This is a genomic window from Solidesulfovibrio fructosivorans JJ] (genome assembly GCF_000179555.1).
GTDB classification, from domain to species: Bacteria; Desulfobacterota; Desulfovibrionia; order Desulfovibrionales; family Desulfovibrionaceae; genus Solidesulfovibrio; species Solidesulfovibrio fructosivorans.
The window spans coordinates 16,479-36,483 of the sequence record NZ_AECZ01000034.1; the positions used below are offsets into that span (position 1 = coordinate 16,479).

Annotated in this window: 19 protein-coding genes; 12 read left to right on the forward strand and 7 right to left on the reverse strand. The window is 65.3% G+C overall.

Annotated elements, in window-relative coordinates:
• Positions 1-8: 8 nt before the first annotated feature.
• Positions 9-578, reverse strand: coding sequence for a hypothetical protein (locus DESFRDRAFT_RS22360; protein ID WP_144005074.1), 570 nt, complete (start codon positions 576-578; stop codon positions 9-11).
• Positions 579-805: 227 nt separating this feature from the next.
• Here DESFRDRAFT_RS22360 and DESFRDRAFT_RS17345 point away from each other — a divergent pair, with 227 nt between their 5' ends.
• The 6 genes from DESFRDRAFT_RS17345 (at position 806) to DESFRDRAFT_RS17370 (ending at position 5,534) form a co-directional block, all read left to right on the forward strand.
• A complete protein-coding gene (locus tag DESFRDRAFT_RS17345; RefSeq protein ID WP_005996112.1) occupies positions 806-1,183 on the forward strand; it encodes a desulfoferrodoxin in 378 nt (125 codons plus the stop codon).
• Between the two features lie 3 nt (positions 1,184-1,186).
• On the forward strand, positions 1,187-1,699 hold the full coding sequence (locus DESFRDRAFT_RS17350) for a ferritin (RefSeq protein ID WP_005996113.1): 513 nt from the start codon (positions 1,187-1,189) through the stop codon (positions 1,697-1,699).
• 84 nt (positions 1,700-1,783) lie between these two features.
• Positions 1,784-3,463 (forward strand): 2-oxoacid:acceptor oxidoreductase subunit alpha, encoded by a 1,680-nt coding sequence (locus DESFRDRAFT_RS17355; protein WP_005996114.1) that lies wholly within the window; start codon positions 1,784-1,786, stop codon positions 3,461-3,463.
• A gap of 9 nt (positions 3,464-3,472) precedes the next feature.
• Positions 3,473-4,312 (forward strand): 2-oxoacid:ferredoxin oxidoreductase subunit beta, encoded by an 840-nt coding sequence (locus tag DESFRDRAFT_RS17360; RefSeq protein ID WP_005996115.1) that lies wholly within the window; start codon positions 3,473-3,475, stop codon positions 4,310-4,312.
• A 108-nt stretch (positions 4,313-4,420) separates the two neighbouring features.
• Positions 4,421-5,155 carry a SagB/ThcOx family dehydrogenase gene (locus DESFRDRAFT_RS17365; RefSeq protein WP_233489645.1) on the forward strand — a complete coding sequence of 245 codons (735 nt, stop codon included), beginning with the start codon at positions 4,421-4,423 and terminating at the stop codon, positions 5,153-5,155.
• 31 nt (positions 5,156-5,186) lie between these two features.
• The gene (locus DESFRDRAFT_RS17370; RefSeq protein ID WP_005996117.1) at positions 5,187-5,534 is read left to right on the forward strand and encodes a hypothetical protein; all 348 of its coding nucleotides are present in this window, start codon (positions 5,187-5,189) and stop codon (positions 5,532-5,534) included.
• Between the two features lie 103 nt (positions 5,535-5,637).
• On the opposite strand, the gene glpX is transcribed toward DESFRDRAFT_RS17370, so the two are convergent.
• From glpX to DESFRDRAFT_RS17400, 6 genes are all read right to left on the reverse strand, one after another.
• Entirely contained in the window at positions 5,638-6,621 is a 984-nt protein-coding gene (gene glpX / locus DESFRDRAFT_RS17375; RefSeq protein ID WP_005996119.1) for a class II fructose-bisphosphatase, read from the reverse strand.
• 328 nt (positions 6,622-6,949) lie between these two features.
• Positions 6,950-8,947, reverse strand: a complete 1,998-nt coding sequence (tkt, locus tag DESFRDRAFT_RS17380; RefSeq protein WP_005996121.1) for a transketolase — start codon at positions 8,945-8,947, stop codon at positions 6,950-6,952.
• Positions 8,948-8,974: 27 nt separating this feature from the next.
• Positions 8,975-9,430, reverse strand: a complete 456-nt coding sequence (gene rpiB, locus DESFRDRAFT_RS17385) for a ribose 5-phosphate isomerase B (RefSeq protein ID WP_005996122.1) — start codon at positions 9,428-9,430, stop codon at positions 8,975-8,977.
• A gap of 51 nt (positions 9,431-9,481) precedes the next feature.
• Complete coding sequence (locus tag DESFRDRAFT_RS17390; protein WP_005996124.1) at positions 9,482-10,306, reverse strand: hypothetical protein; 825 nt, start codon at positions 10,304-10,306, stop codon at positions 9,482-9,484.
• The gene (locus DESFRDRAFT_RS17395; protein ID WP_005996126.1) at positions 10,306-12,009 is read right to left on the reverse strand and encodes a tetratricopeptide repeat protein; all 1,704 of its coding nucleotides are present in this window, start codon (positions 12,007-12,009) and stop codon (positions 10,306-10,308) included. The genes DESFRDRAFT_RS17390 and DESFRDRAFT_RS17395 overlap by 1 nt, the downstream gene beginning before the upstream one ends.
• 69 nt (positions 12,010-12,078) lie before the next feature.
• Positions 12,079-13,113: a sigma-70 family RNA polymerase sigma factor gene (locus tag DESFRDRAFT_RS17400; protein ID WP_005996128.1), complete on the reverse strand. Its 1,035-nt coding sequence runs from the start codon at positions 13,111-13,113 to the stop codon at positions 12,079-12,081.
• 201 nt (positions 13,114-13,314) lie between these two features.
• On the opposite strand from DESFRDRAFT_RS17400, the gene DESFRDRAFT_RS17405 reads away from it, so the two are divergent.
• From DESFRDRAFT_RS17405 to radA, 6 genes are all read left to right on the forward strand, one after another.
• The gene (locus DESFRDRAFT_RS17405; RefSeq protein WP_005996130.1) at positions 13,315-15,723 is read left to right on the forward strand and encodes a homocysteine S-methyltransferase family protein; all 2,409 of its coding nucleotides are present in this window, start codon (positions 13,315-13,317) and stop codon (positions 15,721-15,723) included.
• 267 nt (positions 15,724-15,990) lie between these two features.
• Entirely contained in the window at positions 15,991-16,464 is a 474-nt protein-coding gene (locus DESFRDRAFT_RS17410) for a TlpA family protein disulfide reductase (RefSeq protein WP_005996132.1), read from the forward strand.
• Entirely contained in the window at positions 16,461-16,928 is a 468-nt protein-coding gene (locus DESFRDRAFT_RS17415; RefSeq protein ID WP_005996133.1) for an N-acetyltransferase, read from the forward strand. The genes DESFRDRAFT_RS17410 and DESFRDRAFT_RS17415 overlap by 4 nt, the downstream gene beginning before the upstream one ends.
• Positions 16,929-16,958: 30 nt before the next feature.
• Positions 16,959-17,477, forward strand: a complete 519-nt coding sequence (hpt, locus tag DESFRDRAFT_RS17420) for a hypoxanthine phosphoribosyltransferase (protein WP_005996135.1) — start codon at positions 16,959-16,961, stop codon at positions 17,475-17,477.
• A 60-nt stretch (positions 17,478-17,537) separates the two neighbouring features.
• Positions 17,538-18,584 (forward strand): DUF3426 domain-containing protein, encoded by a 1,047-nt coding sequence (locus tag DESFRDRAFT_RS17425; RefSeq protein WP_005996137.1) that lies wholly within the window; start codon positions 17,538-17,540, stop codon positions 18,582-18,584.
• Positions 18,585-18,630: 46 nt separating this feature from the next.
• Positions 18,631-19,971, forward strand: a complete 1,341-nt coding sequence (radA, locus tag DESFRDRAFT_RS17430; protein ID WP_005996139.1) for a DNA repair protein RadA — start codon at positions 18,631-18,633, stop codon at positions 19,969-19,971.
• Positions 19,972-20,005 lie beyond the last annotated feature (34 nt).

Here is a 20,005-nt window from a genome sequence, read left to right on the forward strand (position 1 = left end):
CTCCTTGGTTATTGGGCCGGAGCCGGCTTGGGGGCCGGCGTTGAAGCCTGGTTGGGCGTCGCGGGCGCTGCCGGGGCCGGCATGGGCGCGGGTTGCGGCGCGGGCGTTGGTGTCGATGCGGCGCCGGAGGAAGGCGCCGGGGCCGGCGCGGGTTCGGGCGGAAATTGGGCCGGCGCGGGCGCTTGTCCGGGATTCGGGTTTGGGGCCTTGGCCGCCGCCTTGGCCGGAGCCGGAGCGGGAGCGGGCGGCAGGTACAATGACTCGGTCGGCGCTTCGTAGCGCTGTTCGAGCTTGGGCATGGATGGATTGTCCGGCGTCCGCGGCGGCGCTGGCGTTTTCACCGGCGGATGCTTTGGCGCGCGTTTTTTGTGCCGCGTGGCGCGACGGGGCCGTACGCGCTTGGGTTTCGGCGTAAAGGGTACGGGCGGCGTGTTGGGCGTCGGCGGGGAACCTATGTCCCGGATGGGAATCTGCGTCGGCAGGGGTGCCGGCGTGCCGGCCTCGGCCGTTTCCGGCGATTGCGGCGCGGCAGCGGCCAGAAATACGGTCGCCACGCCGCATATGAGTAGTTTGCGCATCCCTTCCATATTCGATCCCCCCCGGCCCGGATGGGCCTTCTGTGAGCGTCATCGGCCGGTTTGGCCAAATCTTTATGTCCTTCCCTTCCGTCGCCCTTTGGGGGTTGCGCACCCGGCCAAGAAGTGTTTTATGAAAAAACAAGGTGTTGCTCATCCCGCGTCCGGGGACGCCCCGCCCCGGTCGCGATCAACTTTCCCGAAAAACGGGGCTTCTAAAGGAGTAATCCATGGCTGAACAACTGCAAGTCTACAAATGCGAAGTGTGCGGTAATATCGTCGAGGTCCTGCATGGCGGTGCCGGCGAGCTGGTCTGCTGCGGCCAGCCCATGAAGCTCATGGCCGAGAACACCGTGGACGCGGCCAAGGAAAAGCACGTCCCGGTCATCGAGAAGACCGACAAAGGCTATCTGGTCAAGGTCGGCGCCGTGGCCCACCCCATGGAGGAAAAGCACTACATCGAGTGGATCGAGCTTCTCGCCGACGGCAAGGCCTACCGCCAGTTCCTCAAACCGGGCGATAAGCCCGAGGCCCTGTTCTGCATCGAGGCGTCCACGGTGGCCGCCCGGGAATACTGCAACCTCCACGGCTTGTGGAAAAAGGACTAGTCCATGCTTTCCAAGACCATGGAAAAGGCCCTGAACGATCAGGTCCACTGGGAACTCTATTCCGCGTATCTCTACGTCTCCATGGCCACCTATTTCGAGGACAAGGGACTGATGGGATTCGCCAACTGGATGCATGTCCAGGATCAGGAGGAGAAGTCCCACGCCGAAAAGTTCTACAATTACATTGTGGAACGCGGCGGCCGGGTCATCCTGCAGGCCATCGACGCCCCACCCCATGACTGGGAGTCGGCCCTGGCCGTCTTCCAGGAGGCCTTGGCCCATGAAGAGGGCGTGACCGCGCGCATCTACAAGCTCATGGATCTGGCCCTGGAAGAAAAGGACCATGGCACGGCGTCGTTTCTCAAGTGGTTCATCGACGAACAGGTCGAGGAAGAGGCCAACGTGTCCGACGTGATCGCCAAGCTGAAGCTCGTGGACCAGAACCCGGGCGGGGCTTTCATGCTGGATAAGGACCTGGCCACGCGGGTATACACCCCGCCGACCACCACGGCCTAGTTCCGGTTTCGAGTGTCGTACCCAGGCCGCCCGCGCCCGTCGTGGGCGGCCGTCATTTTTGCGCCGGACAAGGAGTGGTTGGATATGGGCGAAGCATCCGTCAACATCGTCATCGGCGGCGAAGCCGGACAAGGCCTCGTCACCGTGGGCGAGTTTCTGTCCCGCGCCCTGGTGCGGGCCGGCTACGCCATCGTCGTCACCCAGGATTACCTGTCCCGTATCCGGGGCGGACACAATACGTACGCCATCCGCGTGGACAGCCGGGAGGTGACCGCGCCGACGGAAGGCATCGACCTGCTGGTGGCCCTTTCCGCGCAGACCCTTTCGTTGCTTGGGGACAGGCTGACGCCGCGCGCCCTGGTCCTGGCCGACGCGGCCCACGGCCTTGGCGATCATCCCGGCCTGGCCGTTCCCTACAAAAAACTGTGTCCCAAGCCGCTTTTTGAGAATACGGCCGCCCTGGGCGTGCTCGGGAGCCTCTTGTGCCTGGACCCGGCCTGGATCATCGGGCTTATCCGGGAAAAATTCGCCAAGAAGGGCGACCGGATCGTTTCCGACAACCTGGCCGTATTTCAGGCGGCCACGGACTGGACCGCCGCGCAAAACACTTCTTTTGCTTGCCTTGCCCCGGCCCAGTCCCGGGGCAAGCGGGTCATGCTCAACGGCAACACGGCCATCGCTCTGGGCGGACTGGCCGCCGGGGTCAACTTCGGCTCGTTTTACCCCATGACCCCCGGCACCTCGGTCATGCAGGCGCTCATCGACCACAGCGACCGCATGGGCGTGGTCTGCGAACAGGCCGAGGACGAGATCGCGGCCGTGATCATGGCCATAGGCGCGTCCTATGCCGGGGCCCGACCCCTGGTTTCCACCTCGGGCGGCGGCTTCGCGCTCATGGTCGAGGGCGTGAGCCTCTCCGGCATGCTCGAAACGCCGATCACCATCGTCGTGGCCCAGCGTCCGGGCCCGGCCACGGGGTTGCCCACCCGCACCGAGCAGGCCGACCTCGATCTGGCGCTCCACGCCGGACACGGCGAATTTCCCAGGGCCATTTTCGCCCCGGGCACGGTGGAGCAGTGCTTCCACCTGGCCCACCGGGCCGTGGACACGGCCGAGCGCTTCCAGTCGCCGGTATTCATCCTCACCGACCAGTTTCTGGCCGACAGCTCCCGCGACGTCGTCCCCTTCGACCTTGCCGCGTTGCCGCAAGTGGCCCGGCCGCTTATGACCATGGCCGATCCGGCGGGCTACCAGCGTTACGCCGTGACCGATTCCGGCGTGTCGCCGCGCCTGGTTCCCGGCTTCACCGAAGCCACGGTGGTGCTCGACAGCGACGAACACACCCCGGACGGCCACATCACCGAGGACCTTTCCGTGCGCGTGACCATGCAGGAAAAGCGCATGCGCAAGCTCACGGGCCTGACCCGGGCGGCCCTGCCGCCGGACCTTTATGGCAACGCCGACGGCGCGACGCTGCTCGTGTGCTGGGGCACGACCCTCGGGGCGGCCCAGGAGGCGGCGGCCATACGCAACGCCCAGGGCGAAAAAACGGCCGTGCTCCACTTCTCACAGGTTTATCCCCTGGCGTCGGACGCGTTTTTGCCGATCCTGGAGACGGCCAAACGCACGGTCATGGTGGAGGGCAATTTCGCCGGCCAGTTGGCCCGGCTCATCCGGCGCGAAACCGGCTCCGTCTGCGACGCGCTCATAACCCGCTTCGACGGCCTGCCCTTCACGGCGGACTATATACTCGAGAGGCTTTAGGAGGACGCCATGGTGACAGCGAAGGATTACGGCGAATTCGAAACGGCCTGGTGTCCCGGTTGCGGCAATTTTTCCATCCGCAAGGCCGTGGTCAAGGCCCTGGCTGCGCTCGACCTGCCGCCGCACAAGGCGGCTTTTTCCACGGGCATCGGCCAGGCGGCCAAGGCTCCGCACTACATTCGGGTTAACACCATAAACGGCCTGCACGGCCGGTCCCTGCCGGCGGCCACGGGCATCAAGCTGGCCAACCCGGATCTGGCCGTTTTCGCCGAATCCGGCGACGGCTGCTCGTACGGCGAGGGCGGCAACCATTTTCTGGCCGCGCTGAGGCGCAATGTGGACATGACCTGCATCGTCCACGACAACCAGATTTACGGCCTGACCAAAGGCCAGGCCAGCCCCACCACCATGATGGGCCAGAAAACCAAGACCCAGCCCCACGGCGTGGCCTCCGCCCCCTTCAATCCCGTGGCCGTGGCCGTGACCATGGGCGCGGGATTCGTGGCCCGGGGATTCGCCGGGGAGATCGACCATCTGGCCGACCTTATCGTCCAGGCCGCGCGCCATCCCGGGTTTTCCCTCGTCGACGTGCTGCAACCGTGCGTGTCCTTTAACAAGGTCAACACCTTTGCCTGGTACAAGGAGCGCTGTTACAAGCTTGGCGGCGACCACGACCCCGCGAACTTCCAGGCCGCCCTGGCCAAGGCCATGGAATTCGGGGACAATATCCCCATCGGCGTGCTGTGGAAAAGCGACCGGCCGGCCTTTCCGCTGACGGAGGCGGGACCGCTTGCCGCCCGTGAACCGGACATGGCGGCTCTGGCCGCCATCATCGCGGGCTACGCCTGATCCGGGAGGGGGAACGCGGGGACGGCTGTCGCGCCGTTTTGGCGTCGTGAGGTCTTACCGGCGGTCCTGGCGTCGCGGAGTGGAAAAACCGGGAGGAATTGGATGCGTATGGACTTGAAGTTTTTCTTGAAAGACACCATCCGCAAGATGGTGGATTTCACGGCAACGGAGCAGAGCCGGGGCATCGAGCCGCCGCCGTTGCAAAAGCCCTATCCGGCGTCGGCGACGCTTTTCGCCCTTCCCGGTCCCAACGGCTGGCCCGGCGTCGGCAACGTGTCCGTCAAAAGGGCCATCGCCGACCGCAAGTCCCACCGCGCTTTCAAGCCCGAAGCGCTGTCCCTGGAGGAACTGTCCTTCCTGCTGTGGAGCACCCAGGGCATTCGCAGGACGCTGTCCACGGTCGCGTATCGGACCGTGCCCTCGGCCGGCTGCCGCCATGCCCTGGAAACCTATCTCGCCATCTTTCGGGTGGAGGGCGTCGCTCCGGGGCTGTACCGTTATTTGCCGGTGGAGCACGCGCTGTTGCCTCTGGCCGCGTCCGATCAATTGGAAATGCAGCTCGGGCAGGCCGCGTTCAACCAGCGCTTCGTGGCCCGGGGCGCGGCGACGTTTATCTGGACGACCATTCCCGCGCGCATGGAATGGCGCTACGGGGATGCTTCGTACAAGGTCATCGCCCTGGATGCCGGCCATGTCTGCCAGAACCTGTACTTGGCCTGCGAGGCGATCCGGTCCGGCACCTGCGCCATCGCCGCCTATGACCAGGAAGCCATGGACGCCCTGCTCGGGCTCGACGGAGAAACGGAATTCACCATCTACCTGGCGCCTGTCGGCAAGGTGTGACGCCCGGCCCGCGCCGCAAAGGAGGCTTGCTATGAAAAAGGTAGCGCTTTTCGCTTTTCGCGGCGACCTGTCCTGCTTTATCCACGTGCTTTTAAACGCCATCGATTTTCGGGAAAAAGACTACGAGGTGCAGGTGATCCTGGAAGGCGAGGCGACCAAGCTCGTGGCCGAGCTGGCCAAAAAGGACAATCCCATGCACGCGATTTTCGAGAAAACCAAAGCCCTGGGGCTTATCGCCGGCGTGTGCAGGGCTTGCTCGCATCAGCTCGGCAGCCAGGAGGCGGCCGTGGCCGAAGGTTTCGCGCTGCTCGACGATATGCACGGTCACCCCGGCATGGCCCGCTACATGAACGACGGTTTTACCGTGTTGATTTTTTAGGGAAAGATTTCCGGGGGAGATGCTGCCTCCTTGGGAAAGTTTTTAAAGGGGGTCCAGGGGGAAACTTTTTTCAAAAAGTTTCCCCCTGGCCGCCGGAGGCTCTCTAGTCGTATTTCACCGCGCTGATTTCCATCAACTTATCCAGCCGGATGCGCGTTTCGATGCGTCGCATGGTGCCGGTTTTGCCGCGCATGACCATGGAGTGGGTGATGGCGTGGGTGCCGGTGAATTTGACGCCATGGAGGAACGTGCCGCCGGAGATGCCGGTGGCGGCGAAGTAGGTGTCGTCGCTTTTGACCAGCGTCTCCTCGGTGAAGATGCGTTTGCAGTCGATGCCGGCGGCGGCCAGGGCCTGTTTTTCCTCTTCCTTCTGGGGATCGAGCCGGGCCAGCAGCCGGCCGCCCAGGGCCCGTATGGCGCAGGCCGAGAGCACGCCTTCCGGGGTGCCGCCCGTGCCGAGCATGACGTCGACCACGTTGTCCGGGTCCACGGCCATAAGCGACCCGGCCACGTCGCCGTCGGTATGGAGCTGGATGCGCGCCCCGACCGCCCGGATGGATTCGATGAGCGCCTTGTGGCGCGGCTTGTCGAGCACGAAGACCACCAGATCGTCCACGTCCTTGCCGAGCGCCTTGGCGATCTTTTTGAGATTGTCCCCCACCGGCGCGTCCAGGTCGGCCACGTCCTTGGCCTCGGACGGGACCACCAGCTTCTGCATGTAATAGCTCGGCCCGGGATCGTACATGGACCCGCGCGGCGCGACGCCGACCACGGAAATGGCGTTCGGTCGGCCGTACGCAAGCAGATTCGTGCCTTCGACCGGGTCCACGGCCACGTCCACGGCATGGCCCTGACCGCTGCCCACCCGCTCGCCGTTGTAGAGCATGGGGGCCTCGTCCTTTTCCCCTTCGCCGATGATGATCATGCCCTCGATGGGCAGGGTGTTGAACGAAAGCCGCATGGCGTCCACGGCCGCCTGGTCGCCAGAGTTCTTGTCGCCGCGACCGAGCCAGCGCGAGGAACTCAGCGCCGCCGCTTCCGTCACACGTACCAAGTCCAACCCGAGATTTCTGTCCGGCGCTTCCATTCGGTGGTGCTCCTTTTATTGAGAAAAGGCGTGCGGGGAGGGGACCCTTTTTTGAAAAAAAGGGTCCCCTCCCCGCGCCCCTCCCCCCCAAAAAACTTTTCAAGGGGGATACTGGAAACGAGGTGGAAAGTCTAAACTTTCGAGATGGAGAAGATGAAGAGGGAAAGGAATAAAAGAAAAAAGGGCGTTCTTTTTAAAACGCCCTGTCGGGAAAGCCTGTTGGGGAATTCCCCCCGTTAAAAAGTTTAGGAAGGGGAGAGCGCGAGAGGGGAGAACCCTTTTCAAAGGGTTTCCCCTCTCGCACTTTCTTGTCTCTTCTCCCCTTGCCTTACTTTGCGGCGTAGGCGGCTTTGATCTTGGCGGCGAGGTGTTCGGGGGTAAATCCGTAGGCTTCGGCCAGCTTGCCGGCCGGGGCGGATGCGCCGAAGTGGGAGATGCCGTGCACGCGGTCGAGGCGGCCGGTGTATTGGCACCACAGTTCCGGCCGTCCGGCCTCGGTGGCGTAGCGGAAGGGCACGTCCGGCGGCAGCACCGCGTTTTTGTAATCTTCGGGCTGCTCGTTGAAAAGCTCCATGCAGGGCATGCTGACGATGCGGATGGAGATTTCCGGCAGGAGCTTGGCGGCGGCAATGGCCAGCGAGACTTCCGAGCCCGAGGCCATGAGGATCATGTCCGGCTTGCCCGAGGCGGCCTCGGCCAGCACGTAGCCGCCGTGCTTCACGCCGTCCTTCAGGGCCGGGTACGCGGCCGGATCGAGGATGGGCAGGTTCTGGCGCGTCAGGAGCAGGCAGGTCGGCCGGCTGGTCTGGGACAGGGCCGCGTCCAGGCAGGCCGCGGTTTCGTTGGCGTCGGCCGGGCGCATGACCAGCATGTTGGGAATGAGCCGCAGCGAACTGATTTGTTCGATGGGCTCGTGGGTCGGGCCGTCCTCGCCCACGTAAAAGGAGTCGTGGGTGTAGACGTGCAGGGCGGGCGTGCGCTGGAGCGCGGCCATGCGCAGGGCGTTTCTGGCGTAGTCGGAAAAGATGAGGAAGGTGGCGCTGAAGGGCGTCAGGGCGCCGTGGAGGCTTATGCCGTTGACGATGGCGGTCATGGGGAACTCGCGCACGCCGAAGCAAAGCGCCCGGCCTTTGCGGTTGGCCTTGCCGAAGATCCCGGTGATGTCGCGGAACTTTTCGGTCTGGTTGGAGGGGTCCAGGTCGGCCGAGCCGCCGACCAGAAGCGGCATCTGGTCGATGAGTCCGCCCAGGCAGGCGCCCCAGGCGGAGCGGGTGGCCACGGCTTTGCTCGGCTCGAACACCGGCCAGGCCAGGTCGCGGTTGCCGGGTGCGCGCTTGATCTGCCGCCAGAGGTCCTCGAAGACGGGATCGCTGTTCAAGCGGTCTTCCAGGGCCTTGTTCCAGTTTTTGGCGGCCGTTTCCAGCTCGGGGAAGCGGGCGCGGAAATGCGCGGCCGCGTCTTCGGGCATGTAAAACGTCTTGTCCACGGGCAGTTCCAGGAGCTTCTTGGTCTCCTCGATTTCCTTGTCGGAAAACGGCGCGCCGTGGGAAGCGCTTTTGCCTTCCATGGAGAAGGAGCCCTTGGCGATGATGGTGTGGCCGATGATGATGCTCGGCTTCTGGGTCTCGGCCCGGGCCGCGTCCAGGGCCTGGCGGATGGCGGCGTGGTCGTGGCCGTTGATCTCGACGACGTGCCAGCCCAGGGCCTCGAAAAGCTTCTTGTGGTCGGTGTCGTCGCACACGCTCGTGGGGCTGGCCAGCTGGACGCTGTTTTTGTCGAACAGCACGATGAGCCGTCCCAGGCCCCACAGGCCGGCCAACGCGGCGGAACCCTGGAAGACCGGGGTCTGCACGTCGCCGTCGGAGGACAGCACGTAGGTGTAGTGGGAGACGATATCCTCGCCCAGGCGTTGGCGCAGCATTTCCTCGGCCACGGCCATGCCCACGGACATGGAAAAGCCCTGGCCGAGCGGCCCGGTGGTGCATTCCACGCCGGGGGTGTCGAAATTTTCCGGGTGGCCCGGGGTCTTGCTGTGGAACTGGCGGAAATGCATGAGGTCTTCCATGGTCAAAACGCCGCGCAGGTAGAGCAGGGCGTATTGAAGCATGGACTCGTGTCCGGCCGAGAGCACGAAGCGGTCGCGGTCAAACCATTTCGGGTCGGCCGGGTCGAAGCGCAGGTAGTCCTTGAACAGCACATACGCCATATCGGCCGAGGACATGGCCCCGCCCGGGTGGCCGGAGGAGGCCTTGCGGGTGGCGTCCATGATCAGGCCCTTGATGGCGCGCACGGCTTTGATGTCGATGGCGGATGCGTTGGCGGTCATGGCAGAATCCTCTGATGGGCTTTGGGGTTAGAGGGATGCGGCCAGGCCGCAGGATTCGATGAGGTCCACGCGCCGCTGATGACGTCCGCCCTCGAAGTCCGTGGCGAGGAAGACGTCGACGATGGAGGCGGCCAGTCCCGTTCCGATGACGCGTTCGCCAAGGCACAGGACGTTGGCGTCGTTGTGGAGGCGGGTCATGCGGGCCAGGTATTCGTTGACGCAAAGCGCGGCCCGGATGCCGGGCATGCGGTTGGCGGCCATGGACATGCCGATGCCAGTGCCGCAGATGAGGATGCCGGCGCAGCCCGGGGTGTCGAGGACCTTGGCGCAAACGGCCTTGGCGTAGTCGGGGTAGTCGACGCTTTTGGCGTCGGCGGGGCCAAGGTCGGTCACGTCGTGGCCGGCGGCGCGCAGGTGCTCGACCATGGCGGCCTTGAGCGACACGCCGGCATGGTCGGAGCCGATGAAAACGGTTTTGGGCATGATTGCTCCGCGGTTGGCGGTTGACGACAGGGGGCTTGACGCGGGCGGCGCTTACAGTTCCGGCAGGGGCGAATCGCCCGGGGCGGCGTCGAGCCCGCGCACAGTGGCGTTTGGCGGAACGGGCAGTTCCAGGTCGGCGGCCGGGTAGGGCGACTGGCGCGCCTGCAGGCTTTTGACGCGAATGATCAGGGATGTGCCGCCGGGCGTGGTCAAAACCAGCTTGCGGGCGACCGGTACGGCCATGCCGGGAGCGGCTTCGTCGTTATCGAAGGTCACGCGCCAGGGTTCCACGCCTACCCCGGTGAGATGTCGCGGATTGCCCGCGAAGTCAAGGGTCAGGGCGGAAAGACGCGGGTCCCCGGTAAAGTGGTATTCGTAGCCGTCGGCGGTATTTTGGGCCGAGGCGTATCGGGCCGGGACCAGTTCCCCGAAGCGGCCCGAGACCAGGGCGGCCATCTCGCGCAGGGTAAAGGGCAGCGGCATGCCGAGCCGGGCCGCGCCTTCCCGCGTGCCCTCGTGGCGGTAGAGGGTGTCGCGGCCGGGCACGAAGGCGGAAAATTCCGCGCCGTCCTCGCGCAGGTGGGCGTAGGCCCCGCCGATGGGCGTACTCAGGTCCAGGCGCACGGGATCGACGTAGTTGCCGTAGAAGCGGAAGTTGAGGCGGCCGGAGCGGGAGCCCCGGCTAAAGCTCATGGAGCCGGCCAGGGAGAAGGCCGGGGCCGGCGTGTTTTTGGCCTGGCCGGCCACGAAGGACGCGTACACGGCCTTGGCCTCGCCCGAGCCCATCCGGCCGGGACGCGGCGCGGCGCAGCCCGTGGCGAGCAGGGCCAGGAATATCCACACGAGGAGGCGCGGCGGCAGGGGGAAGCGTCGCATCACAGGGCTCCGAGCTTTTTCTTGACCGCCTTGGGGCTTTCCGATCCCAGATCCAGGGCGGTGCGGTAGGCTTTCTGGGCCTCGGCCTTGTGGCCGGCGGCGGCGGCGATGTCGCCGTAGTGCTCCCAGACGATGGCGTCCTTGACCTTGGGGATGGCGGCCTTGCGGATGGTGGCCAGGGCTTCGTCGATGTGCCCGAGCTTGTATTGGGCCCAGGCCAGGGAATCCAGGAAGAAGGGGTTGTCCGGCTCCTTGGACAGGGCCAGCCGGATCATGTCCACGGCCTTGTCCAGGTCGCGCCCCTCCTCGGCCAGGGAATAGCCGAGGTAGTTGAGGGCGTCGGGATTGACCGGGTCCTTGGCCACGATTTTTTCCATCACGGCCTTGGCCTCGCCGCGGCGCTTGAGCTTTTCCAGGGCCACGCCGTAGCGGTACAGGAGGTCCAGGTCGTCGGGGGAGGCGGCCAGGGCCTTTTCCAGCACCTTTGCCGCCTGGGCCGTGTCGCCGCGCTTGTCGAGCAGGGCGGCCTCCACGGCGATGAATTCCTTGCGGTCGGGATAGCGGGTCCTGGCCTCGCGCACGAGTCCCTCGGCCTTGGCGTAGTCGCCAAGCTCCGTGGCGATCTGGATGCGAAAGCTCAGGCTCTTGTCGTAATTGGGGTTGTCCGGCGCGACTGCGGCCAGGATCTCCAGGGCCTTCTTGGGGTTCTTGTCCCCTTCGTAGGCCAGGACCGCCTTGTAGAACGGCAGGTCCGGGCTCCCGGGATCGGCGGCCACGAGCATGTCCAGGGCCTGCCGGGCCTGCTTCGTATAGCCGGCCTCGAGGAAGGCCGACATGGCGTCCAGCAGATGGGGCTTGTCCGGTGCTTCGTCGCGCAAAAGCTTCAGGGCCTGATCCGGCTGCTTGCGCCTCAGCAGCACCCGCAGGAGCCTGGCTTGGACTTCCGGGGAGCCGGCGTCCTGGGACAGCATCTTGCGGTAGGCCTCTTCGGCCCCGGCCAGGTCGCCCTGGCTTTCGAGCAGTCCGCCGAGGTCGAGCCAGGCGGGCAGAAGCGTCTGGTCCTTGTCCACGGCCTGGCGCAGCAGCGTGACGGCCTTGGCGTTTCGGCCGAGCCCGGCCATGGCCTTGGCCATGAGGTAGCAGGTCGCGGCGTCGCGGTCGGCCTCGGGGATGCGCGAGAGGACTTGCAAGGCTTCCTTGTGCTTGCCCGCGTCTTCCAGAAGCGAGGCCAACTCCCTTCTGGCCGGGGCGTCGGTCGGATGGGCGGCGAGGAATTTCCCGAGCGTGGCCACGGCCTTATCGCCCATGCGGCGCATCTGGTAGGCGTTGGCGAGATAGAGGGTCAGCTGCCGCGAGGCCGGAAAGGCGGTCGCGGCCGCCTCCAGGGTGGCGGTGGCTTTTTCGCGCTGATTGAGCCCCCACTGGAGATTGGCCAGCTCCACGGCCAGTTCCGGCGAAGGGTATTTTTTGACCAACTCCTCCAGCGCGGCCACGGCCTCGTCCTTTTTCCCCTGGCGCATGAGGTCCTGGTAGACGAGAAAACGGTAGGCGCTGTCCGCGTTGGCCGAAAGGCCCTTGGCGGCATAGGCCGACCGGGCCGGCCGGCTGGAGGCGCAGGAGTTGGAAAGCAGGCACGGCAAAAGCACCAGCACCATGAACACGGGCAGGCGCTTGGAAAAGCGGCGTTTCGTTGCGTCAGGCATATCCGGCGTCCGATGCGGCGAACCCGGACCGTCCGCCATCGGCCTTGCGGCCGGCGGAGGTCCGCGCCGCTATTCTTCCCTGTGGATCCAATCCGAGGAAAAATCCTCGATGCGCTTGGACAGGTGTTCCTTGAGTTTTTCCAGAAGACGGGCCTCGATCTGCCGCACGCGTTCCCGGGTGATGCCGTATTTTGCCCCGATCTCCCGCAGGGTCACCGGGGAGTCGGACAGGATGCGGTTGTCCAGCAGGTCGAGTTCCTTTTCATTGAGCGAGGGCCGGATGGTCTGGATGTGTTTTTCGAGCTGGTGCGAGATTTCGTCGCCGGCCAGAATTTCCTCGATGCCGGGGGTCAGCGCCGGCAGAAAGTCCAGGCGGGTGGACGTGGAGTCCTCGCCGAGCGACACGTCGAGGGACAGGTCGTTGCCGCTTAGGCGCTGGTCCATTTCCACGATGTCGGACTCGGTGACGTTCAAGGCTTCGGAAAGCTGGGAGGCGCTGGGGTCGAAACCCAGTGTCTGGAGGCGGTTGCGCTCCTTGTTCAGGTTGTAGAACAGCTTGCGCTGGGCCTGGGTGGTCCCGATCTTCACCATGCGCCAGTTGTCCATGATGTATTTGAGGATATACGCTTTGATCCAGTAGGCGGCGTAGTAGGAGAACTTGATGCCCTTGTCGGGGTCGAATTTGGTCACGGCGCGCATGAGGCCGACATTGCCTTCCTGGATGAGGTCGAGCACGTTTTGCATCCAGCGGCGCTGAAAGTCCATGGCGATTTTGACCACCAGCCGCAGGTGGGAGGAGATGAGGCGGAAGGCCGCCTTCTCGTCGCCCGAATCGCGCACGCGCCGGGCCAGCTCCTGCTCCTCCTCGGGTTTGAGCATGGGAAATTTGCCGATCTCGCGCAAATAGAGCTGGAGCGGGTCGCGCGTGGAAAGCGAACCGGATGAACCGGCCCTGGGGGCCGGCAGCCGGAAATCGTCGACGGGCGCGGCGTCGATGACCTTCTCTTCGGCGTCGTCCGGGGCGTCGTTATGCTCCGTGTCGTCGATGTCGATGTCGATATCGGCGTCGTCAGGTGAAATATCTTGATCGTCTCGATGTTCCATCGGATAAAGGCCGGGTTAGATGGTGCGGGCAGGCGCGCAGTCGGTAGCTGATACGGCGTGGCGCTCCCGCCTGGAAGCGCCGTCTCGCATGCCTATCATTCAGTGTAAAGTTTTGATTTGTCCTTTTCAACGATTTTCAGTAGACCGGCCGCGTTTCACCTTGCCAATCCGCCGGTTCAACAAGACTTTTAAGGAGATGACGTGGGCGATTTCAGAAAAGCGCTGACGGACGCGGGCCTCCTCGTTTTCGACGGAGCCATGGGCACGCTGCTCCAGGGACGGGGGCTCGCCCCGGGGCAGTCGCCGGAACTTTTCGGGCTGTCCCATCCCGAGGCCATCGTGGCCACCCACAGGGAATACATCGAAGCCGGGTCCCGCGTCATCACCGCCAACACCTTCGGCGGTTCCCGGTACAAGCTGCCCGCCGGCACGGATGTTGTCGCGCTCAACCGCGAGATGGCCCACCTGGCCCGCCAGGCGGCCGGGAGCACGGCCTTTGTCGCCGGCTCGGTCGGCCCCACGGGCCAGTTCGTCGCCCCCTTGGGCAAGGTGACGCTGCGTGAGCTCGTGGCCGCCTTCGTCGAGCAGATTCGGGGGCTGGCCGCCGGCGGCTGCGACCTGATCGTCGGCGAGACCCATTTCGACGTGGCCGAGGCCAAGGCGTTGGTGCTGGCCTGTCGCGAAGTGTGCGACCTGCCCGTGGCCGTGTGCATGACCTATGAGGGCGCGGCCAGCCTGACCGGTTCCGCGCCGGAGGTCTTCGTCGACGTCATGGAGAACCTGGGCGTGGACCTCATCGGCGTCAACTGCGGCGCCGGGCCCGACGACATGCGGCATGTGGGCGAGGTCTATTCCCGGCGGCTTTCCACGCCCTTTTTCGTCAAGCCCAACGCCGGCATGCCGCGTCTGGAAAACGGCCAGACCGTCTTCCCCATGGGGCCGGAGGAATTCGCCGAAAAAACGGCCCGCTTCGCCGACCTCGGGGCCAAGGCCCTTTCCGGCTGCTGCGGCACCACCCCGGCCCATATCGCCGCCCTGGCCAAGGCCCTTTCCGGGCGCTCCTGGACGCGGCCCGAGGCGCCGGACCGGCCGGTCCTGGCCGTCGCCTCCCGGGCGCTGACCGTGGCGCTCGGCGGCAAAAGCCCCTGCGCCGTCATCGGCGAGCGCATCAATCCCACCGGCAAGGCGGAGTTGGCCGCCGAGCTCGTGGCCGGGGAATACGCCAAGGCCCTGGCCTTTGCCGAGGAGCAGGCGGCCGCCGGCGCGTCCATCCTCGACGTCAACGTGGGCGCGCCCATGGTCGACGAGACCAAGACGCTTCCCGGGCTGGCCCTGGAGCTGACCAAGCGCCAGCGCCTGCCGCTGTGCCTCGATTCCAACAATGCCGAGGCGCTGACCAACGCGCTTTGGGCCTCGCCGGCAACGCCGCTGGTCAATTCCATCAGCGGCGAACCCGGCCGCATGGAGCTTTTGGGCCCCCTCTGCCGCGATCACGGCGCGCCGTTCATTTTGCTGCCGCTTAAAGGCCGCAAGCTGCCGGTCACGGCCGCCGAGCGCCTGGCCATCATCGAGGAGCTGCTCGCCCAGGCCGAGTCCCTGCGCATCCCCAGGCGGCTGATCCTGGTCGACGCCCTGGCTCTCACCGTTTCCTCCAAGGCCGAGGCGGGACTCGCCTGCCTGGAGACCATCCGCCACTGCCGCGAGGCCTGGGGTCTGCCCACGGTCCTTGGCCTGTCCAACATTTCCTTCGGCCTGCCGGCCCGGGAGCTCGTCAACGCCGCCTTTTTCGCCATGTGCCTGGGGGCCGGGCTCGCGGCGGCCATCGCCAACCCCAATGTGGCCCGGCTCATGGAAACCGGCGCGGCCTGCGAGGTGCTTCTCGACCGCGATCCCCAGGCCGGCCGCTTCATCGAGCGCTACGCCGGCTGGAAGTCGTCCTCGTCCGGCGGCGGTTCCGCTCCGGCGGCCGCGGCCAAGAGCGAGGAGGGGGGCAGCCCCCTGCGCCAGGCCGTCATCAAGGGCCGGCGGGCCGAACTCGATGGGCTCATCGACGCCGCCCTGGCTGAGGGGCGCTCCCCGGCCTCGATCTTAAGCGAGGAACTCATCCCCGGCATCATGGAAGTGGGCGAACGCTACGAGCGCAAGGAATTCTTCCTGCCCCAGCTCCTCGTCGCCGCCGAAACCATGCGCGCCGGGTTCACTCGCCTGGAGCCGCTTCTGGCCGAAACGTCCGGAGCCGAGAAGGCCCGCATCGTCATGGCCACGGTCGAGGGCGACATCCACGACATCGGCAAGAACATCGTGTGTCTGATGCTCAAAAACCACGGCTTCGAGGTCATCGACCTGGGCAAGGACGTGCCCGCCGCGCGCATCGTGGACGAGGCCCAGCAGCGCAAGGCCGATATCATCGGCCTCTCGGCGCTCATGACCACCACCATGGTGCGCATGGAAGACACCGTGCGCCTGGTCAAGGAGCGCGGGCTTACGGCCAAGGTCATGGTCGGCGGGGCCGTGGTGACCGCCGCCTTCGCCAAGTCCATCGGAGCCGACGCCCACGCCGCGGACGCCGTGGACGCCGTCCGCCAGGCCAAGGCCCTCATCGGCGGGTAAGATTTTATGGAAGATGAAGAGAAGGCGAGAGGGGAAACCCTTTCAAGAAAGGGTTCTCCCCTCTCGCGCTCTCCCCTTCCTCAAGTTTTCAAAGGGTGCTGGTTTTTTACCAACACGCGAGTTTTATTGAAAGTCTTTGGAAAGGGGGCCTGGGGGGAGAACCTTTCGGAAGACAAGGTTTCCCCCCAGCTTCATTTATCCTAAAAGCATCTGGCACGGAGCGGGCGTCCGCGCCCGCTTTGAAGTCGTCATTTCGGAGGATTATCCTTGCGCAAACGCATAGTTTTTTTCATGCTGGCCTTGCTGTTCGCGTCGGTATCGCGCGGGTTGGCCCAGGATGCCGGCCCGATCAAGGGGCAGGGCGTGCTCGACGCCGTTGTGGCCGCCCAGGGCAAGGTCGTGGTGGTGGACTTTTTCGCCTCCTGGTGCCGACCCTGTTTGATGGAGATTCCGGACTTCATTGAGGCCCGCAGGCATTACCCGCCTGACAAGGTCGTTTTCATCGGCGTTTCCCTCGACCAGGACCAGGGTGAGTATTTCCGCTTCGTCAAGCAGACGCCGTTCAATTTCCCGGTCCATCTGGCCGATCCGGACGTGATGTCCACTTTCGGCGTCAAGATGATCCCCAAGACGCTCATTTACGACGGCAAGGGGCAACAGGCGGTCAACCATGCCGGGTACATGCCCGGCGACATGCTGCGGCAGGCCATAGATACCCTGCTCAAAGACATCGGTTCATGAGCAAGCTTTTCATTCGCAAGGCGAGAATCCAGGACGTCAAGCAGATCCATGCGCTGCTTATGGACTGCGCCAAAAAGGAATTCCTGCTGCCGCGCTCGTTCAACCAGCTTTACAGCCACCTACGCGACTTTTTCGTCCTGGCCGGCCACGATGTCCCGGGCATTCTCGGTTGCTGCGCCCTGTCCATCACCTGGGAGGATATCGCCGAGATACGCTCCCTGGCCGTGCGCGAGGAAATCCAGAAGCAGGGCTGGGGCGGCAAGCTGGTGGAGGCCTGCCTGTCCGACGCCGTGACGCTTGGCATTTTCAAGGTTTTCACCCTGACCTACCGGCCGCATTTCTTCGAGCGCCTGGGCTTTGTCCCGGCGGAAAAGGAACAGCTGCCGCAGAAGGTCTGGGCCGATTGCATCAACTGCCCGAAATTTCCCGAGTGCGACGAACACGCGCTGATCATGGAAATGTAGGCGCGAAACCGAAGGAAGATTTCGGAGAACATGGCGGAAACATTGCGCGAGGTGTTCGGCGAAGCGGCCATCGCGGCGCGGGTGGCCGAGCTTGGTCGGGAGGTGTCGGCCCATTACGCCGGCAAGGACGTGGTCATGGTCGGCGTGCTCAAGGGAGCGTTGCCCTTCATGGCCGATCTGTTGCGGGCCCTGGATTTCTGCCCGGTGCTCGATTTCATCCGGGTGGCCAGCTACGGCGCCGGCACCGCGCCCGGAGAACTGCAGTTTCTCATGGATTTGCAAACCGACATCGCCGGACGTCATGTGCTCCTGGTGGAGGATATCGTGGACACCGGCCGCAGCCTGTCCTATCTCTTGGAAATCCTGTCGCGGCGCAATCCGGCCAGCCTCAAGGTCTGCACCTTGCTGGACAAGGCCTATCGCCGCGAGGTGGACGTGACGGCGGACTTCGTCGGGTTCCCCGCGCCGCCCGTCTATCTCGTGGGCTACGGCATGGACGTGGGGGAACGATTGCGCCGGCTGCGCGGCGTGTACGAGTTGGTTGGGTAGCGTGCGGCCTCGAAATTGCATAGCGTGACCCAAACCGCAACCGGCATGGGATAAATCGCCATGATAGTACAGTGCCCGAATTGCCAGTCCAAGTTCAATCTGCCCGATGACCGCCTCGGCCCGGACGGCGCCAAGCTGCGTTGCGGCAAATGCCGCAAGGTCTTCCATGTCGATCCGCCGACTCCGGCGGCAGCCCCTTCGGACGACCTGTCGGATTTCGATTTCCCCGACGATATGGCCGAAACGCCGGCCGCCGCGGGCGCGGCCGAGGCTGCTCCCGCAGCGGAGGAACGTGTCGCCGAGGCCGCTTCGGACGACGTGCCGCCCGATCTTTTTCATTCCGAATCCTACGAGGCTCCGGCCGAAGGGGAAGAGCCCGAGGAGGAGCCCGACACCGGCCCGGTCAAGCCGGGATTCAGCCTCGACGACGTGGCGGACATTCCGCTCCCTGGCAGTGCGGTGTCAAAAGACCGACGCCGTCGCATCGGCATCATCATCGGCGCCGTGGTGCTGGTGCTCGCGGCCATGTTCGCCGCCATCTATTTTCTCGACCTGATGCCGGGCAAAAAGGCCGGCAAGCCGGAGGCGACGCCACCGGCGGCCGAGGCCCCGGCAACGCCGGAAAAGGGCGGCAAGGCCGAGAAGGCCGAAAGGCCCGCGCCGGAGAAACCCGCCGAGGAGGCGGGCGCGAAAAAGCCCGAGGAGACGGCCAAGGTCAAGGACATCATGCTGCAAAACGTCCGCCAGTACTACGTGTCCAACGAGAAGGCGGGGCAGCTTTTCGTGATCGAGGGCAAGGCGGTCAACAATTTCAAGACGCCCAAGGAAATGATCAAGCTCGAGGCGACGCTCTTCGACGAGAAGGGCGATTCTCTCGCCTCCCAGCAGGAGCTGGCCGGCAATACGGTTTCGCTGTTCCAGTTGCAGGTCATGACCCGCGACGAGCTGAAAAACGCGCTGACGTCCCAGGTCGGCATCCTCACCAACAACACCAACATCGCCCCGGGCGGCGAAGCGCCGTTCATGGTCGTCTTTTTCGATCCGCCCGAAGCGGTCAAGGAATTCGGCGTCAAGGTCATCGACGTCAAGGACCCTCCCCGGCAGTAGTGCCGCGCCCTTTTCCCCCGGGCGCGACGGGAGCGGCGGCAACGGCATGGCGGCCAAGGCCAAGAAAGTCTACACGTGCTCGGCCTGCGGCGGGGTGTCCCCCACCTGGCGGGGACAGTGTCCTCGTTGCGGGGCCTGGAACACGCTGGTCGAGGGCCTGGCCGGGCCGGGCGGCTCCAAGGCGCTTGCTTCCGCCTCCGCGACGCCCGTGCCGCTGGGCAGCCATCCGGGCGAGGATTTCACTCCCGCGCCGACCGGCATCGACGGCCTGGACCGGGTGCTCGGCGGCGGGCTGACCCCGGGCGGGGCCGTGCTGCTCGGCGGCGAACCGGGCATCGGCAAATCCACTTTACTCTTGCAACTGGCGGGCCTTGCCGCCGCCTCCGGCCGGCGCGTGGTCTACGTTTCGGGCGAGGAATCCCTGCCCCAACTCAAGGCCCGGGCCGAGCGCCTTGGCGTCCTGCACGAGGGGCTTCTCGCCGCCGCCACCACCGATGCCGGCGCGGCCGTGGACATCCTTGGCGCGACGCCCGCCCCGGACCTCGTCATCGTCGATTCCGTCCAGACCATGCATGTTTCCGGCGTGGAGGGCGCTCCCGGTTCCGTTTCCCAGGTGCGCGGCGTCGCGGCCTCCTGTGTGGAGGCGGCCAAGCGCGGCCAGGCCTGCCTCATGCTCGTCGGCCACGTGACCAAGGACGGCCAGATCGCCGGGCCCAAGCTCCTGGAGCACATGGTCGACACCGTGCTCTACCTCGAAGGCGAGCGCCGCCATCTTTTCCGCATCCTGCGCGTGCTCAAAAACCGCTACGGTCCGACCGACGAATTGCTCGTCATGGAGATGCGCGAACGGGGGCTTTCGGAAGTGCCCGATCCTTCCACGTTTTTCCTTGGCGACCGCGACCCGGCCGTATCTGGCTCAGCCGTGGTCATGGCCGTGGAGGGACGCCGGCCTTTTGCCGTGGAGGTCCAGGCGCTCGCCGCCAAATCCTTTTTGTCCATGCCCCGCCGGGCGGCGCTGGGGCTCGACGTCGGCCGGCTGCACCTGCTGTTGGCGGTTTTGGAAAAGCGCCTGCGCCTGAACCTCGGCCAGGTGGACCTGTACGCCAAGATCGGGGGCGGGCTCAAAATTCCCGACCCGGGGCTGGATCTCGGCATCGCCGCCGCCGTGCTGTCCTCGTTTTACGACCGGCCGTTGCCGGCCGGGGCGGTTTTCTGGGGCGAGGTGGACCTGTCCGGCCGCATCCGTCCCGTGGCCGGCCATGACACGCGGCTCAAGCAGGCCGAGCGCCTGGGCTACGGCCCCATACTGTGCCCGAACGCCGCCGGGCTCGGCTCCAAGGTCGAGACCCTGCCCGATCTGGCGCGCCTGCTTTTCGCCAAGGCGTGACACGCGCAGCGCATCCGGCTGTCATCGTGATTTG